Source organism: Streptomyces hydrogenans, from assembly GCF_014656075.1.
GTDB classification, from domain to species: Bacteria; Actinomycetota; Actinomycetes; order Streptomycetales; family Streptomycetaceae; genus Streptomyces; species Streptomyces hydrogenans.
In genome coordinates, this window is record NZ_BNBS01000014.1 from 82,843 (window position 1) to 97,247 (window position 14,405).

Below are 14,405 nucleotides of genomic sequence, written 5' to 3' on the forward strand. Positions count from 1 at the left end.
TACCGCCGTCCCGCCCGCCCGAAGATCCATCGGACCGTCAGATCATGACAGCCGTACGGCGGTCGCGTCACCGGTGCGCGTCGGACCGGGCGTCGAGCGCCGCCGCGAGCCGGTCCCGGGCCGCGGTCTGCGCGGCGATCCGGGCGTCGAGCACCGCGAGCCGTTCGCGGGCGATCTCCAGGCCGCGGGCGGAGGGGCGCACCGACGGCAGGTCCCCGTCGAGGCAGGAGCGGAAGGCGGCGACGTCGTCCAGGGTGAGCCCGGCGTCGAGGAGGTACCGGATGTTGGTGACGCGGACGACCGCGGTCTCCTCGTACACCCGGTAGCCGTTGGCCGCGCGGACCGAGGAGACGAGTCCCGCCTGCTCGTAGTGGCGCAGGGACCGCGCCGACACGCCCGTCCTGCGGGCCAGTTCACCGATGCGCATCCGCGCAGTCGTATCACGTGACGAGTGCGCCCCCGTCGACCGGGAGCACGGTCCCGGTGAGGAAGGCGGCCTCGGGAGCGGCGAGCGCGGTGACCGCCCAGGCGACCTCCTCGGGCCGGCCGACCCGGCCGAGCGGGGTGTGCGCGAGCTGCCAGGCCCGCACCGCGCGGCGCTGCTCCGGTGTGAGGCCGCTGTGGTCGGCGATCGGGGTGTCGATCGCTCCGGGGGCGACGGCCACCACCCGGACGCCGGCGGGCGCGAGTTCGACGGCCCAGCAGCGCGTGAGGGTCTCCAGGGCGCTCTTGGTCGCGGGGTAGACCGAGTTGCCGGGCCAGCCGCGCTGTCCGATCGTCGTCGTCACGTTCACGACGACGCCTCCGGAGGCGCGCAGCGCGGGGACGGCGGCCTGGGTGAGCAGGACGGGCGCGAGGAGGTTGGTCTCCAGGAGGGGAGCGATCACCGCCCGGTCGAGGGTGCCCAGGGGGCCGCCCGCGGCGATGCCGGCGTTGTTGACCAGGACGTCGAGGCGGCCGTGGTCGGCGAGCACCCGGCGTACGAGCTCCTCGGGCGCGCCCTCGGCGGTGATGTCGGCGGGGTGCGGGTGGATCGCGGCGGGGGCCTCGGCCGCGGTCTCGCGCAGCGGTCCGGGCCTGCGGCCCACGGCGACGACGGTCGCGCCCTGCCGGGCGAAGGCCCGGGCGGTGGCCCGGCCGATGCCGGTGCCCGCGCCGGTGACGAGGACGACCCGGGGGGAGGAGGTGCCGGTGGCGGGTGTGGTGGTGGTGTCCATGAATCCGATGGTGGAACCGTGACGCCAGTGGCAAGGTCAAGTCCATGGCGCACGACGACCGTTCCCTTCCTCCCCACGAGCTGTGGGCGGCCCTGTCGTGGGAGGCGCGGGAGCGGGTGGACGCCCACGTGGTGCGGCGGGCCCGGCTGCGGGCGACCCGGGAGGTCCTCGACGCCGGGGTGCTTCCGCGCCCGGGGCTGTACGCGTGCCTCGAACTGGTCCACGTGCGGGAGGAGATCCTCGCCGACCGGCTCGTCCCGCCGCCGCCCCGCGACGCGGACACGCTGACGGCGGGGGCGCGGGCGCTCGGCCGGCCGGTCGTCGCCCTGGAGCTGGAGTGGGACTGGGACAGCTGGGGCACGGTCCTGGTGCTGTCCGCCGTGGACGGGGCGGGGGAGCGGACGTGTCTCGCCCAGTGGCAGGGGGTCCCGTGGGACGGGCCGCTCGCGGTCGCGGCGGACGTCGCCGGGCGGCTCGGGGCGGAGCTGCGCGGGCCGGGTGCGGACGGGCCCTGAGCGGCGGGCGCAGGGCAGAATGGGCGGGATGCGATACGAGGCGATCACCTGGGGCCGGATGGCCGGGCGGCTGGCGAAGCACGTGGACCGGCTCGCGCCCGGCGACGGCGGCGCGTGGCTGAAGGTCGCCGTCGACGGTGCGCCCGACGCCGGGGGCGAGGAGCTGGCCGGGCTGCTCGCGGAGCAGTTCCAGGACCGCGGGCGACCCGTGCGCGTCATCGGGACCCGGGGGTTCCTGCGGCCCGCGTCGCTGCGGTACGAGCACGGGCGCCAGGACCCCGACGCGTACTACGGCGGCTGGACCGACACCGGCGCCCTGTGGCGCGAGGTGTTCACCCCGCTGGAGCCCGGCGGCGACGGGCGGCTCCTGCCCGACCTGTGGGACCCGGTGAGGGACCGGGCGACCCGCAGCCCGTACGTGACGCTGCCGCCCGGCGGTGTCCTGGTGCTGCACGGGCCCTTCCTCCTCGGGCACTGGTTCCCCTTCGACCTGACCGTCCACCTGCGCCTTTCGCCCGCCGCCCTCGCCCGGCGCGTGGGGGAGCCCTGGACGCTGCCCGCCTTCGCCCGCTACGAGACGGAGGTCGACCCCGTCGGGACCGCCGACGTCGTCGTGCGCGCCGACGATCTCCGTCACCCGGCGTGGACCGGGATCGGGGCGCTCGGCTCAGACTGACGGCGGCCGGCCGCCCACCACGGTCACCGCCTCGGCGCCCGCCGCGCACCCCGCCCCGGCCGCCTCCGCCGGGTCCGCGCCCGCGAGCCGGGCCGCGAGGAAGGCCCCGGTGAACGCGTCGCCCGCGCCCGTGGAGTCCACCCGCCGCTCCGGCGGCACGGCGGGGGCGGCCACCCGGGCGGTGACCGTCCCGGCCTCGGCGACCAGCGCCCCGGCCGCGCCCAGCGTCACCGCGACCAGCGGCACCCGCCGGCTCAGCTCCCGGGCCGCCGCCTCCGCGTCCGGTGCGCCGGTGAGCAGCCGGGCCTCGTCCGCGTTGGGCAGCAGGAGTGACGCGCCCGCGACCGCTTCGAGGAACCGCCCGGGGCCCAGTTCGGCGAGGAAGGCGGCCGACGCCGGGTCGACGCTCACCGGTATCCCGGCCGCCCGGGCGTCCCGCAGGGCCAGGAGGGCCGCCGCCCGGCTCGGCGCGGCGAAGAACAGGTAGCCGGAGAGGTGGAGGGCGGCCACGCCGTCGAGCAGCCCGGCCGACCAGTCGGCGGGGCAGAGGCGCAGGACGGCGCCGCCGTCCGTCAGGAAGGTCCGCTCGGCCGCCGCGTCCACCAGGGCGATCACGGTGGCCGTCGGGGCCTCCGGGTCGGGCACCAGCAGCGGGCGGACGCCCGCGCCGGTCAGCGCCCGCTCGTGCCAGCCGGCCGACTCGGTGCCGACCCGGCCGAGCAGCCGTACGTCCGGGTGGCCGGAACGGGCTGCCCAGCAGGCGGCGTTGGCCCCCGCGCCGCCCGGCAGGGTGCGGATCGCGGCCGCCGTGTCCGTCGCGGGCGCGAGCGGGGTCCGGTGCCGGGCCACCACGTCCGTGACGACGTCTCCGACGACCAGCAGCGCGCCGCCCGGCGTCCGCCTTCCGGCGTCCGTCACCGCTCGCCCGCGGCGTAGGCCCCGGCGATCTCCGCCGCGAGCCGGACGTTGCCCCGCACCGCCGCCAGGTTGGCCTCCAGGGAGGCGCCGTCCGTGTGCGTCGTCAGGTACTCCAGGAGGAAGGGGGTCACCGCCTGTCCGCTGATCCCCTTCTCCCGCAGCTCGGCGAGGCCCCGTGCGAGCACCTGGTCGTGCAGCGCCGGGTCCAGCTGCTCCGCCTCCGGGACGGGATTGGCCACGACCAGCGCCGACCAGGGGCGGCCGAGGGACTCCCGGGCGCGTATGACCGCGGCGACCTCGGCCGGGCTCCGCAGCGTCCAGTCGACCGGCTCACCGGAGGAGGAGAGGTAGAAGCCGGGGAAGGTCTCCGTGCCGTACCCGGCGACCGTCACACCGAGCGTCTCCAGGCGCTGGAGCGTCGCCGGCACGTCGAGGATGGACTTGACGCCCGCGCAGACCACGGTGACGCCCACCTCGGCGAGCAGGCGCAGGTCGGCGGACTCGTCCTGCGTCTCGCGCCATTCGCGGTGCACCCCGCCGAGGCCGCCGGTGGCGAAGACCCGTATGCCCGCGGCGTCGGCGAGCCGGGCCGTCGCCGAGACCGTGGTCGCCCCGGTCGCGCCGGTGGCGAGCGCCGGTGCCAGGTCGCGGTGGCCGAGCTTGCGCACCGAGGGGTCCTCGGCGATCCGGGTCAGCCCCGCCCGGTCGAGGCCGATCCGCGCCACCCCGTCGAGCACGGCGATGGTGGCGGGCACGGCGCCCCGGGCCCGGACCGACTCCTCCAGCTCCTCGGCCACCGCCAGGTTCCGCGGGCGCGGGAGGCCGTGGGCGATGATCGTCGATTCGAGGGCGACGACGGGCCGGCCCTCGTGGAGCGCCTCCCGTACCTCTTCGGACACCAGTGTGGTCGTGGTCATGGTCCATTTCTGGCGCGACCGCCCGTCCCGCAAACACCTCTGGCGATCTCCCGCCACCCCCCTTTCGCACGGGGGTGCGAGTGGGGTACGGATTCGGTTCCCGGGCACCCGGCGCGGCGGGGGCGATCGGCGCGGGACCCGCGGCGGAGGCGGGCAGGGGACCGGTGCGGAATCCGTCGCCCTCCGGCCCGACTCGTAACGTGCCTGGTCAGAGCGGTGAACGGAGGGATTCGTTCCGCGATCCCGGTGTCACGTGCCACCCGGGAACCCCGCTACAGTCACCGCCCATGACGACTCACGACCTCCCCTCCTTCGCCGTCCACATCCCCGACGCGGAGCTGGAAGCCGACCCGCTCGACCCCGGCCAGATCGTGTCCGGCACCCCCGAGGTGTCCGGCAAGGTGCTGTGGGAGTCCGCCGACGGCAAGCAGCTGCGGGGCATCTGGCAGATCACCCCCGGCGTCGTCACCGACACCGAGGCGAACGAGCTCTTCGTGGTCGTCAGCGGCCGGGCCACCGTCGCCGTCGAGGGCGGCGCCACGATGGAGGTCGGGCCCGGCGACGCCTGCGTCCTGCGCGAGGGCGACCGGACCACCTGGACCGTCCACGAGACGCTGCGCAAGGCGTACCACATCACCCTGCCCTGACCCGGGCGCGGTCAGGCCCTGCGGAGCACGCCCCGCAGGGTCAGGGCCGCCATCGGCAGCAGCAGGCAGGCCGCGAGGGCGTTGAGCGGGCCGTAGCCCGCCTGGGAGACGATCACGCCGGCCACCAGGCCGCCGATGCCCGCAGCCGCGTTCATCACGGTGTCCGACAGGCCCTGGACCGCCGCCCGCGCCGCCTGCGGCACCGAGTCCGTCAGCAGCGCCGAGCCCGACACCAGACCGGCCGACCAGCCGAGCCCCAGGACGAACAGACCGGCCGCGACCTGGGGGTGGCTCGCCCCCGCGGTGCCCGCGAGCAGCGCCGCGAGGCCCAGGAGCCCGACCGCGAGGCCGATCACCGCGAGCCGTCCGAGCCGGTCCGCGAGCCAGCCCATGACCGGCGAGAAGGCGTACATGCCCGCGATGTGCACGCTGATGACGAGCCCGATCAGCTCGATGCCGGCCCCGTGATGGGTGAGCGCCACCGGCGTCATCGACATGATCGACACCATCACCGTCTGCGAGGCGGCCACCGTCACCAGGGCGATCCGCGCCTGCGGCGACTCGCGGACCGCCCGCAGCCCGGCCCGCAGTGACTGGCCCTCGGGCCGCTCCGCCGTCCCGTCGCCGTCCGCGGCGGCCAGCGCCCGCGCCGTCAGCAGCGGGTCGGGCCGCAGCAGCAGCGCGACCACCAGCGCCGACACCACGAACACCACCGCGGCCCACAAGAACGGCCCGGCCGCCACGGGTATCCCGAGGCCCGCGACGCTCCGGCCGGCCGGCGCCGCGATGTTCGGGCCGAGGACGGCGCCGATCGTGGTCGCCCACACCACCGTCGAGATGGCGCGCGCCCGGCGGTCCGGCTCCGCCAGGTCGGCGGCGGCGAACCGGGCCGCCAGATTGGCCGAGGACCCCGCCCCGAAGCCCACCAGGCCGACCAGCAGCACCGGGAAGCTGCCGAGGACCGCGCCGAGCACGGCGACCCCGGCGCCGAGCGCGCCCAGCAGGTAGGCCAGGACCAGACCGGCCCGCCGCCCCCGCCGTGACATCAGCGCCGCCAGCGGCATGGCGAGCAGCGCCGGACCGGCGACCGTCGCCGTGGAGGCGAGCCCGGCCAGCGCGTCCGTACCGCTCACCTCGGTGGCGAGGACGGCGGCGAGCGCGACGCCGGTGGCGATCCCGAGGCCGCCGAGGATCTGGGTGGCGACGAGCACGGCCTGGACCCGTCGGCGCAGCTCCGGCAGGGCGGCGGGGGAGAGCGGGACAGCCGTCTCCCGGGAGGCGGCGGTGTCAGGGGCGTCGGGCGTTTTGGTCACTACCGGAGTGTGCCAGCCACCCGGTCCGATGGGAACGCCGCCTGTCCGGGGTCCCCAGGTGAGCCCCGCAGGCCCGGGCCACCGGCCCCGTACCGGATCGCCGGCCCCTACCTGAACCGCCGGCCTCGGGTTCGCACCGCTGGCCCCGGCCCGGTCCGCTGCCTCCGGGCCTGGCCCTCCCGGAACGCGCGCACGCGTGGGACCCCCGCCCCCGCGTCCCCCGGCGGGTGCCTCAGAACAGCGGTTCCGGCAGGACGCCCTCCAGGGCGAGCAGTCTTCGTTTCGTCTCCAGCCCGCCGCCGAAGCCGCCGAGGCCGCCGTCGCTCTCCACCACGCGGTGGCAGGGCACCACCACCGGCAGCGGATTGGCGCCCATCGCCGCCCCCACCGCCTGCGCGGCCCCCGGTTGGCCGACGCGCCGCGCCAGCTCCCCGTACCCGACCACCGCGCCGTACGGCACGCCGGCGGCCAGCTCCCGCAGCACCTGGCGGTTGAAGCCGGTCGTCAGCGACCAGTCCAGCGGCAGGTCGAAGGCGCGCAGCGCGCCCGCGAAGTACCGCTCCAGCTGCCGCACCGGCTCGGCGAGCAGCCCCGTGGAGCACGCGACGGCGGTGGCGCCCAGCTGCTCGGCGAGCAGCTCCGGCATCCGCGCGCCCCGCGCCCCGCCCGCGTGGAACTCGACCCGCACCAGCCCCCGGTCGGTGGCCGCCAGGAAGAGCGGGCCGATGCCGCTGCCCACGACCGCCCACTCGGCGGTCACGCCCCCGGGCGCGCGGCGTCCGTCCTCGATGTCCATGCCCTCACCGTACGACCCGGCACCGACAGCCCGGCCCCGCCGAGGGCGACCGCAGCCTCCCGGCCACCACCCCCGCGGCGACGCCCATCGGCCAAAACGGGCTTTCGGCGGCGATCCGGCGGCGCGGCCCCCCTCCGAGGTCACGGACCGGTCTCGCTCCGGTCTCACGACCGGAAAATCCCCGGTCAGGTGCCCGCGGGGCCTCCGGCGGGCCATAATCTCGCCCCGGTAGTACTACCCAGCGGTACCGACTGTTTTCGGACGTCATGCGCCAGGGGTGGGAGGGCTCACGCTCATGCAGGGCACGGTCGACGGATTCAGCTACGGGCTCGTCACACCGGTGGCGGCCTTTCTCATGGCCTGCCTCGGCGGCGCCCTGGGGCTGAGATGCACGACCCGCTCGCTGCGCCACCGGGACTCCTTCAAGGCCGGCTGGCTCGCGCTCGGTTCCACGTCCATCGGCACCGGCATCTGGACCATGCACTTCATCGCGATGATGGGCTTCTCGGTCCAGCAGGCGCCGATCGACTACGACCGGCCGATCACCTTCGCCAGCCTCGCCGTCGCCGTCGTCATGGTCGGCATCGGCATCTTCATCGTCGGCTACCGGGGCGCCACCGCGCTGACCCTCGTCACCGGCGGCACCATCACCGGCCTCGGCGTCGCCACCATGCACTACCTGGGCATGGCCGGCATGCGCCTGCCGGGGCGGATCGAGTACGACACCCTCACCGTCGCCCTCTCCGTGGTCATCGCCGTCGTCGCCGCCACCACCGCCCTGTGGGCGGCGGTCTCCGTGCACGGCTTCCTCGCCAGCCTCGGGGCCAGCCTCGTGATGGGCGTCGCCGTCAGCGGCATGCACTACACCGCCATGGCGGCCGTCAGCGTCCACCTGCACGCCGCCCCGGCCGCGGGCACCGCCGCCAACGCCGGATCGCTGCTGCTGCCCATGCTGATCGGCCCCGCCGTCTTCCTCATCCTGGCCGCCGTCGTCGTCATGTTCGACCCGCTGCTCGTCATGGGCGACCCCGACTGGCAGCGGACCCCGGCCCGCTCCCCGCACCGCCCCGGCGTCCCCGCCCCCCGGCACGTCCCGAGCTACGGCGAGCCCGCGAACTGGACCGCCCGCCCGGCCGGACGCGGTTCCCGCCGCTCCGCACCGCGCGGCGGACACCGCTCCCAGGACTGGTGACACCCGCGCCGCGCGCCGGCCGCGCGGCGATCACCCCCCGACTGTCGGTGGCGGGTCGTACGGTGGTGGCATGCGGCCCGTTTCCAAGATCGAACGTTCGGTGGCGCCCTTCGAGGTCGTCTCCTCCTACCAGCCGAGCGGCGACCAGCCGACGGCCATCGCCGAGCTGGACCGGCGCATCCGCGCCGGCGAGAAGGACGTCGTCCTGCTCGGCGCCACCGGCACCGGCAAGTCGGCCACCACGGCCTGGATGATCGAGAAGCTCCAGCGCCCCACCCTGGTGATGGCGCCGAACAAGACCCTGGCCGCCCAGCTGGCGAACGAGTTCCGCGAGCTCCTGCCGAACAACGCCGTCGAGTACTTCGTCTCGTACTACGACTACTACCAGCCCGAGGCGTACGTCCCGCAGTCGGACACCTACATCGAGAAGGACTCCTCGATCAACGAGGAGGTCGAGCGCCTGCGCCACTCCGCGACCAACTCGCTGCTCACCCGCAGGGACGTGGTCGTGGTCGCCTCCGTCTCCTGCATCTACGGCCTCGGCACCCCGCAGGAGTACGTGGACCGCATGGTCCAGCTCAAGGTCGGCGACGAGATCGACCGCGACCAGCTGCTCCGCCGCTTCGTCGACATCCAGTACACGCGCAACGACCTCGCCTTCACCCGCGGCACCTTCCGGGTCCGCGGCGACACCATCGAGATCTTCCCCGTGTACGAGGAGCTCGCCGTCCGCATCGAGATGTTCGGCGACGAGATCGAGGCGCTCTCCACCCTCCACCCGCTCACCGGCGAGATCATCAGCGACGACCGGCAGCTGTACGTCTTCCCCGCCAGCCACTACGTCGCCGGCCCCGAGCGCATGGAGCGGGCCGTCAACGACATCGAGCGCGAGCTCGACGGGCGCCTGAAGGAGCTGGAGAAGCAGGGCAAGATGCTGGAGGCCCAGCGGCTCCGCATGCGCACCACCTACGACATCGAGATGATGCGCCAGATCGGCTCCTGCTCCGGCATCGAGAACTACTCGATGCACTTCGACGGCCGCGAGCCCGGCTCCCCGCCGAACACCCTCCTCGACTACTTCCCCGAGGACTTCCTCCTCGTCATCGACGAGTCGCACGTCACCGTGCCGCAGATCGGCGCCATGTACGAGGGCGACGCCTCCCGCAAGCGGACCCTCGTCGACCACGGCTTCCGGCTCCCCTCCGCCCTCGACAACCGCCCGCTGAAGTGGGAGGAGTTCCAGGAGCGGATCGGCCAGACCGTCTACCTCTCCGCCACCCCCGGCACCTACGAACTCTCCCGGGGCGACGGCTTCGTCGAACAGATCATCCGCCCCACCGGCCTGGTCGACCCCGAGGTCGTCGTCAAGCCCACCGAGGGCCAGATCGACGACCTGGTCCACGAGATCAGGCTGCGCACCGAGCGCGACGAGCGGGTCCTCGTCACCACCCTCACCAAGAAGATGGCGGAGGACCTCACCGACTACTTCCTGGAGCTCGGCATCCAGGTCCGCTACCTCCACAGCGACGTGGACACCCTGCGCCGCATCGAGCTGCTGCGCGAGCTGCGCTCCGGCGAGTACGACGTCCTCGTCGGCATCAACCTGCTCCGCGAGGGCCTCGACCTCCCCGAGGTCTCCCTGGTCGCCATCCTCGACGCCGACAAGCAGGGCTTCCTGCGCTCCGGGACCTCCCTGATCCAGACCATCGGCCGCGCCGCGCGCAACGTCTCCGGCCAGGTCCACATGTACGCCGACACCGTCACCCCCGCCATGGCGCAGGCCATCGACGAGACCAACCGGCGCCGCGAGAAGCAGGTCGCCTACAACAAGGAGCACGGGATCGACCCCCAGCCGCTCCGCAAGAAGATCAACGACATCGTCGCCACCATCGCGCGCGAGGAGGTCGACACCGAGCAGCTGCTCGGCACCGGCTACCGCCAGGGCAAGGACGGCAAGGGCGCCAAGTCCCCGGTGCCCTCGCTCGCCGCGCACGCCCCGAAGCCCGGCAAGGGCGCCAGGGCGGGTGGCAAGGCCGGCTCGACGCTGGAGCTCGGCGACCGCCCCGCCGCCGAACTGGCCTCGGTCATCGAGGAGATGACCGAGCGCATGCGTGCCGCCGCCGCCGAGCTGCAGTTCGAGGTGGCCGCCAGGCTGCGGGACGAGGTCTCCGAGCTGAAGAAGGAGCTGCGCCAGATGAAGGAGGCGGGAATGGCGTGACCGGAGGGGCCCGGTGTGTTGCAAGACCGACACAAAACCGGGCCTGGCCCGGCACGTTGTCAGTGGGCCTGCGTAGGGTGCTGCCACAACGACGAGAGGGGCAGCGCGTGACGGTCAACATGACCAAGGGGCAGGCCATCAGCCTGGAGAAGCAGGGCGGGGGCAGCCTCACCCAGGTGCGGATGGGGCTCGGCTGGCAGGCGGCGCCGCGCCGGGGGCTCTTCGGCTCGCGCACCCGCGAGATCGACCTGGACGCCTCCGCGGTGCTGTTCGCCGAGAAGCAGCCCGTGGACGTGGTCTTCTTCCGTCACCTGGTCAGCGACGACGGCTCCGTCCGCCACACCGGTGACAACCTGGTGGGCGGCGTGGGCCAGGGCGGCGACGACGAGGCCATCCTCGTCGACCTCCAGCGGGTGCCCGTCCACATCGACCAGATCGTCTTCACGGTGAACTCCTTCACCGGGCAGACCTTCCAGGAGGTGCAGAACGCCTTCTGCCGGATCGTCGACGAGACGAACGGCCAGGAGCTCGCGCGCTACACCCTGGACGGCGGCGGCCAGTACACCGCGCAGATCATGGCGAAGGTGCACCGGGTCGGCTCCGGCTGGCAGATGACCGCCCTGGGCAACCCGGCCAACGGCCGCACCTTCCAGGACCTGATGCCGGCGATCCTGCCGCACCTGTAGCCGGACCCGCGGGACCGTTCCACGGCCCCGCCGCCGCACCGCAGCTCCCGACGGGCACCGGCCCGCCGGGAGCTGTCCCGCATGACCGAACGAAGCGCCGAGGGGAAACAGAGTCCAGATGACGGCCGAGCTGGTCCGGGGGCAGAACCACCCCCTGCCCGACACCCGACTCGAACTCCGGGTCTCCGCCGGGCACCCGGTCGTCGCCGGGGCCACCCTCGGCGACGAGCGGGGCCTCGTCGCCGGCGCCGAGTGGATCGCCCACCCTGGCGCGCCCGTGCGCCCCGGGGTCGAGGTGCCCGCCGCGCCCGCGGCCGAGCACCGCGTCGCCGTGGACCTCGCGGCCCTCCCGGAGACCGTGCACCGGCTCTCCCTGCTGCTCGCCCTGCCGCCCGGCGCCGGCGGCCCGGCCCGCTTCGGCACCGCCGCCGCCCCCTTCGTGACCGTCGCCGACCCGACGGGCGCGGCCGTCGCCACGTACACCATCACCGGCCTCGACCGGGAGTCCGCCGTCGTCGCCCTGGAGCTCTACCGCCGCCAGGGCGCCTGGAAGGTCCGCGCCGTCGGCCAGGGGTACGAGGGCGGGCTCGCCGAGCTCCTCGCCGACCAGGTCGCCTCGGCCGCCGCCGAACTCGCCGCCGGCCGCCTCGACGCGCCCGCCGCGGCCAGCGTCCCGTCCCCGCCGCCGCTGGTCCCCGAGACCGCCCCGGCCGACTCCGCCTCGTCCACCACCACCATCAGCTACGCCCACCCGAGCCGCCGCCCGGCCGCGCGGCCCGCCGCGCCCGCGCCCGGGCCGGACACCGCAGGGACCGGAGCCGTACCGTCCCCGCCGGCCGGGGCGGCCGTCCCGCCGCAGGAGTCCCGCCCGGCGCCCGTCGCCGGGGACGCCACCGGCTGGACCATGGACGAGCGGCTCTACAACCAGGTGTGGGGGATGTTCGAGGACCTGGCCCGGTCCGTGGCCGCCTACCGCAGCGCCCGCGACTTCGCCGACCACCGCCTCGACCGGGCGGTCGACCAGGTGCTCGCCGACCCGAGCACCCGCGTCGGAGGCGCCGGCGACGCCGCCAGGGCCGCCGCCCGGGCCACGCACGAGGAGCTGATGGGCCGGGCCCAGGAGGTCCTCGACCGGGACCTCGCGCAGCTCGCCGCCGAGTCCGAGGTCGTCGAACCCGCCCTGCCCGTCGCCTACGCCCGCTGGGACAACCCCGCCTGGCACGCCTACCGGGCCCCCGAGGAGCCCCCGATGGCGGTCCGCCTCGGCGACCTCCACCTCCCGGAGCGCGGCGACCTCAGGATCCCCTTCCTCGTCCGGCTGCCGCTGGAGCGCGGGCTCTGGGTGGACTCGGGGCCGGGCCGGACCTCGGCCGCCGGTCTGCTCGACGAGACCGAGCTGCGCCGGCTCGCCCTGGACAGCGCCGTCGCGCACACCGCCCGGCTGCTCGCCGCCCACCCCGCCGGGGCCCTCACGGTCCATGTGCTCGACCCGGCCGGCGGCGGGGCCGCCGCCTTCGCGCCGCTCGTCGAGACCGGGGTCCTGGCCGCCCCGCCGGCCCGCGGCGCGGCCGGGGTCACCGCCGTCCTCGCCCAGCTCACCGAGCGGGTCGACCTGCTCCAGATGGCGGTGCGCGGCGACGCCTCCGAGGACCTGCCGCCCGGCTTCGACCCGGCGCGCCAACTGCTCGTCGTCCACGACTTCCCGCACGGCTTCGACGACCGCGCCGTCACCCGGCTCCGCTACCTGGCCGACGAGGGCCCCTCCGTCGGGGTCCACCTGCTGATGGTCGCGGACCGGGCGGACGCCTCCGCGTACGGCCCGGTGCTCGACCCGCTGTGGCGCTCGCTGCTCCGGCTCACGCCGGTGCCCGACGACCACCTCGCCGACCCCTGGGTCGGCCACGCCTGGACCTATGAGCCGCCGACGGTCCCGCCGGGCAGCGCGGTGCTCTGGCAGGTCCTCGGACAGGTCGCGGAGGCGCGTCGGCGAAACCACGGCTGACCTGGCCTTTTGGGCCCTCTTTACCCTTCTCTTTACCTTCTCTTGGTTCTTCGGGTACTCTTTTCCCAGCGGAGGGGAGTACTCCCCATGCGCGGCGTACCCGTCAATACGGACGGATCACGGACATCCGGTCCCGGGGCGTCGGCCCGACGGTCGTGTGCGCACGACCTCGGGTGGAAGAGACCTCCGGCAGCGACGACGCTGATCAGTAGCCGTACGAAGCCGGAGGCGCAGTGGACGTTTCGATGACCATCTGGGTGCTGACCATTCTCGGTCTGTGCGCCCTCATCGCGGTCGACTTCTTCATCGGGCGCAAGCCCCATGACGTGTCGGTCAAGGAAGCCGGAATCTGGACCGTGGTCTGGATCGTGCTCGCCGTGCTCTTCGGCATCGGAGTCTCGATCTGGGGCGGCGGCCAGGCGGGCGGCGAGTTCTTCGCGGGCTTCATCACGGAGAAGTCGCTCAGCGTCGACAACCTCTTCGTCTTCATCCTCATCATGGCGAAGTTCTCCGTGCCGTCCCATCTGCAGCAGCGGGTGCTGCTGTTCGGCGTGCTCATCGCGCTCGTCCTGCGGGCGATCTTCATCGCGGCCGGCGCCGCGATCATCGCCAGCTTCTCGTGGGTCTTCTACCTCTTCGGCGCCTTCCTCATCTACACCGCCTGGAAGCTCGTCAAGGAGGCCATGGCGGACGAGGAGGAGGACGACTGGGACGAGAACCGCCTGCTGAAGTCCATCGAGAAGAAGTTCGGCGTCGCGGACCGCTACCACGGCACCAAGCTCTTCATCGTGGAGTCCGGTAAGAAGGTCATGACGCCGCTCCTGGTCGTCATGCTCGCCATCGGCATGACCGACGTGCTGTTCGCGATGGACTCGATCCCCGCGATCTTCGGCCTCACCCAGGACCCGTACATCGTCTTCACGGCCAACGCCTTCGCCCTGATGGGCCTGCGCCAGCTGTACTTCCTCATCGGCGGCCTGCTCAAGAAGCTGGTCCACCTCAGCTACGGCCTGTCGGTGATCCTCGGCTTCATCGGCGTGAAGCTGGTCCTGCACGCGCTCCACGAGTCCGGCGTGCACGTCCCGGAGATCTCCATCCCGGTCTCCCTCGCCGTCATCGGCGGCGTCCTGGTCATCACCACGATCACCAGCCTGATCGCCTCCAAGAAGCAGTCCGAGAAGGCCGCCCTGGAGGCCGCCGAGAAGGACGCGGAGCAGCACGACGCGGAGAAGCCCGGCGTCGAGGCCTGACCCGCCTCCTCCGGCACACGACGGCGACGGCCGGCCCGGGCATCCCGCCCGGGCCGGC

14 protein-coding genes are annotated in these 14,405 nt (G+C 74.3%); 8 read left to right on the forward strand and 6 right to left on the reverse strand.

Going from position 1 to position 14,405, the window contains the following annotated elements; translation table 11 throughout:
* Positions 1-67: 67 nt before the first annotated feature.
* Both IE321_RS09070 and IE321_RS09075 read right to left on the reverse strand, forming a co-directional pair.
* Entirely contained in the window at positions 68-427 is a 360-nt protein-coding gene (locus tag IE321_RS09070; protein ID WP_043219315.1) for a MerR family transcriptional regulator, read from the reverse strand.
* A gap of 13 nt (positions 428-440) precedes the next feature.
* Positions 441-1,217, reverse strand: coding sequence for an SDR family NAD(P)-dependent oxidoreductase (locus IE321_RS09075; RefSeq protein ID WP_190222418.1), 777 nt, complete (start codon positions 1,215-1,217; stop codon positions 441-443).
* A 44-nt stretch (positions 1,218-1,261) separates the two neighbouring features.
* Between IE321_RS09075 and IE321_RS09080 the strand changes: the two genes are divergently transcribed.
* Complete coding sequence (locus IE321_RS09080) at positions 1,262-1,732, forward strand: hypothetical protein (protein ID WP_190222419.1); 471 nt, start codon at positions 1,262-1,264, stop codon at positions 1,730-1,732.
* A 28-nt stretch (positions 1,733-1,760) separates the two neighbouring features.
* A complete protein-coding gene (locus tag IE321_RS09085) occupies positions 1,761-2,408 on the forward strand; it encodes a nucleoside/nucleotide kinase family protein (protein ID WP_043219615.1) in 648 nt (215 codons plus the stop codon).
* On the opposite strand, the gene IE321_RS09090 is transcribed toward IE321_RS09085, so the two are convergent.
* Positions 2,400-3,326 carry a carbohydrate kinase family protein gene (locus IE321_RS09090; protein ID WP_043219321.1) on the reverse strand — a complete coding sequence of 309 codons (927 nt, stop codon included), beginning with the start codon at positions 3,324-3,326 and terminating at the stop codon, positions 2,400-2,402. The genes IE321_RS09085 and IE321_RS09090 overlap by 9 nt on opposite strands.
* The gene (locus tag IE321_RS09095; protein WP_043219323.1) at positions 3,323-4,243 is read right to left on the reverse strand and encodes a pseudouridine-5'-phosphate glycosidase; all 921 of its coding nucleotides are present in this window, start codon (positions 4,241-4,243) and stop codon (positions 3,323-3,325) included. The genes IE321_RS09090 and IE321_RS09095 overlap by 4 nt, the downstream gene beginning before the upstream one ends.
* Positions 4,244-4,530: 287 nt before the next feature.
* Here IE321_RS09095 and IE321_RS09100 point away from each other — a divergent pair, with 287 nt between their 5' ends.
* On the forward strand, positions 4,531-4,890 hold the full coding sequence (locus IE321_RS09100) for a cupin domain-containing protein (RefSeq protein ID WP_030746024.1): 360 nt from the start codon (positions 4,531-4,533) through the stop codon (positions 4,888-4,890).
* An 11-nt stretch (positions 4,891-4,901) separates the two neighbouring features.
* On the opposite strand, the gene IE321_RS09105 is transcribed toward IE321_RS09100, so the two are convergent.
* Both IE321_RS09105 and IE321_RS09110 read right to left on the reverse strand, forming a co-directional pair.
* Positions 4,902-6,203, reverse strand: a complete 1,302-nt coding sequence (locus IE321_RS09105; RefSeq protein ID WP_043219326.1) for an MFS transporter — start codon at positions 6,201-6,203, stop codon at positions 4,902-4,904.
* Between the two features lie 232 nt (positions 6,204-6,435).
* Entirely contained in the window at positions 6,436-6,999 is a 564-nt protein-coding gene (locus tag IE321_RS09110) for a methylated-DNA--[protein]-cysteine S-methyltransferase (protein WP_043219327.1), read from the reverse strand.
* 295 nt (positions 7,000-7,294) lie between these two features.
* On the opposite strand from IE321_RS09110, the gene IE321_RS09115 reads away from it, so the two are divergent.
* The 5 genes from IE321_RS09115 (at position 7,295) to IE321_RS09135 (ending at position 14,347) form a co-directional block, all read left to right on the forward strand.
* The gene (locus IE321_RS09115; protein WP_043219329.1) at positions 7,295-8,191 is read left to right on the forward strand and encodes an MHYT domain-containing protein; all 897 of its coding nucleotides are present in this window, start codon (positions 7,295-7,297) and stop codon (positions 8,189-8,191) included.
* Between the two features lie 70 nt (positions 8,192-8,261).
* Positions 8,262-10,409: an excinuclease ABC subunit UvrB gene (gene uvrB / locus IE321_RS09120; protein ID WP_190222420.1), complete on the forward strand. Its 2,148-nt coding sequence runs from the start codon at positions 8,262-8,264 to the stop codon at positions 10,407-10,409.
* Between the two features lie 107 nt (positions 10,410-10,516).
* Positions 10,517-11,095, forward strand: a complete 579-nt coding sequence (locus IE321_RS09125; RefSeq protein ID WP_043219333.1) for a TerD family protein — start codon at positions 10,517-10,519, stop codon at positions 11,093-11,095.
* A 118-nt stretch (positions 11,096-11,213) separates the two neighbouring features.
* Entirely contained in the window at positions 11,214-13,097 is a 1,884-nt protein-coding gene (locus IE321_RS09130; RefSeq protein WP_190222421.1) for a TerD family protein, read from the forward strand.
* 245 nt (positions 13,098-13,342) lie between these two features.
* On the forward strand, positions 13,343-14,347 hold the full coding sequence (locus IE321_RS09135) for a TerC family protein (RefSeq protein ID WP_229916347.1): 1,005 nt from the start codon (positions 13,343-13,345) through the stop codon (positions 14,345-14,347).
* Positions 14,348-14,405 lie beyond the last annotated feature (58 nt).